Below are 1,813 nucleotides of genomic sequence, written 5' to 3'. Positions count from 1 at the left end.
CCAAACACCAATATGACTATGATTCCGCGACAGTGATCGGTTTCTTGAGACATTTCGGATTGGACAAGGATTTCAAATTGAATATCGAAGTCAACCATGCAACTTTGGCAGGACATACTTTCCAACATGAACTACAGGTCGCTGCGGATGCAGGGATGCTGGGTTCAATAGATGCAAATAGGGGAGATGCCCAGAATGGTTGGGATACCGACCAATTTGCCATCAACCTTCAGGAGTTAACTGAGGCCATGTTGGTGATTCTCCAAGCAGGAGGCTTACAAGGTGGAGGAGTAAATTTTGATGCGAAAGTAAGAAGGAATTCTACAGACCTTGAAGACCTGTTCTTGGCGCACATAGGTTCCATGGATGCTTTTGCAAGAGGCATGCTGATCGCCAATGACATCTTGGAAAACTCTGCTTACCTGGATTTGAGAAAGCAGCGTTATGCTTCTTTTGATGCAGGAAAAGGCAAGGAATTCGAAGAAGGAAAGCTGACTTTGGAGGACCTGAGGAGCCTTGCAGTAGCCAATGGCGAACCAAAACAAACTAGCGGCAAGCAGGAATTGTACGAAAATATCCTGAATGAATTTATATAGGATTCAATCAAATTGAAAATATTAAAACCGTCTAGTGTGAACTAGACGGTTTTTTTTGTTTCAAATCTCACATCTCCAATCTCCAATCTATTTCCTCATCGGTTCCACAGTCTGTATGGTCCCATCTTCATTGTGGACCAATTCAGTCATTTTGATATTGCGGAGGTGGGTTTTGTTTGCAAGTTCGGTGTCATGGTAGAAGAGATACCATTTGCCTTCAAATTCTACGATAGAATGGTGGTTGGTCCATCCCTGAACAGGATTGAGGACAACACCTTGGTAAGTAAATGGACCATAAGGATTGTCCCCGGTGGCATATGCGATAAAGTGGGTATCACCTGTTGAGTAAGAGAGATAGTATTTCCCATTATACTTGTGCATCCACGCCGCCTCAAAAAACCTTCTGTTGTTATCACCTGCCAAAATTGGATTTCCCAAGGAATCCAAAATCTGAACAGGTTTTGCTGCCTCGGCCAATTCCATCATGTCATCAGCCAACTTTGCCATTTGGGGCATGAGCGAAGGTTGGTCCGGAGCCGGAATTCCATCTGTAGGTCCTGCACCGACAGGTTGGTGCTTACCGTCCCGATATTGCTGCAATTGTCCACCCCAGATTCCTCCCCAATACATGTAATAACTGCCATCATCATCTTTGAATACTGCAGGGTCGATGCTGAAGGTACCTTTCATCGGTTCAGGATTGGCAACAAAAGGACCATAAGGTTCGTCAGAAACTGCCACTCCGATTTTGAATATGTCATTGGCATCTTTTGCAGGAAAATAGAGAAAATACTTTCCGTCTTTTTCCGCTGCATCAGGGGCCCACATCTGTCTTTTTGCCCAAGCCACTTCTGCCACATCCAATACTTTGCCATGGTCTGTGATCACACCACCGGGCTTTTCCATCGAATAAACATGGTAGTCCACCATGTTAAAGTGAGCGCCCATATCATCCTCTTTTACATCAGATTCCACATCATGGGAAGGGTAAATGTAAATTTTACCTTCAAATACATGGGCTGAAGGGTCAGCGGTAAATAAATCACTGATTAATGGCGGATTTAAAAATTTGGAAGCTCCAGCCTCTTCGACGACTTTTTCCTCAGTTTTTGGTGAACAAGAATAGACCAAAAGCGGTAAAACAGCAGCTGCTGTCATCGTTTTCACAAAATTGGTTTTCATAGGTTTATCGGTTTTTTTCCTTTAAAATTAGGGAT

2 protein-coding genes are annotated in these 1,813 nt (G+C 43.6%); one reads left to right on the top strand and one right to left on the bottom strand.

The annotated features are described in order from the left end of the window. Positions 1 to 596 (top strand): apurinic/apyrimidinic endonuclease family protein (locus tag ACZFYI_RS19975; RefSeq protein ID WP_462525878.1); only part of this gene is annotated, 596 nt, incomplete at its 5' end. 87 nt (positions 597 to 683) lie between these two features. Here ACZFYI_RS19975 and ACZFYI_RS19970 read toward each other — a convergent pair. Beyond that, complete coding sequence (locus ACZFYI_RS19970) at positions 684 to 1,778, bottom strand: glycoside hydrolase family 43 protein (RefSeq protein WP_462525877.1); 1,095 nt, start codon at positions 1,776 to 1,778, stop codon at positions 684 to 686. Positions 1,779 to 1,813 lie beyond the last annotated feature (35 nt).

This window comes from Aquiflexum sp. (genome assembly GCF_977115555.1).
This window is presented reverse-complemented; position numbering and strand designations above follow the sequence as displayed.

Coding starts and splice junctions, on each gene's coding strand:
- ACZFYI_RS19970 (WP_462525877.1), bottom strand. CDS start 1,778: ATGAAAACCAATTTTGTGAAAACGATGACAGCAGCTGCTGTTTTACCG.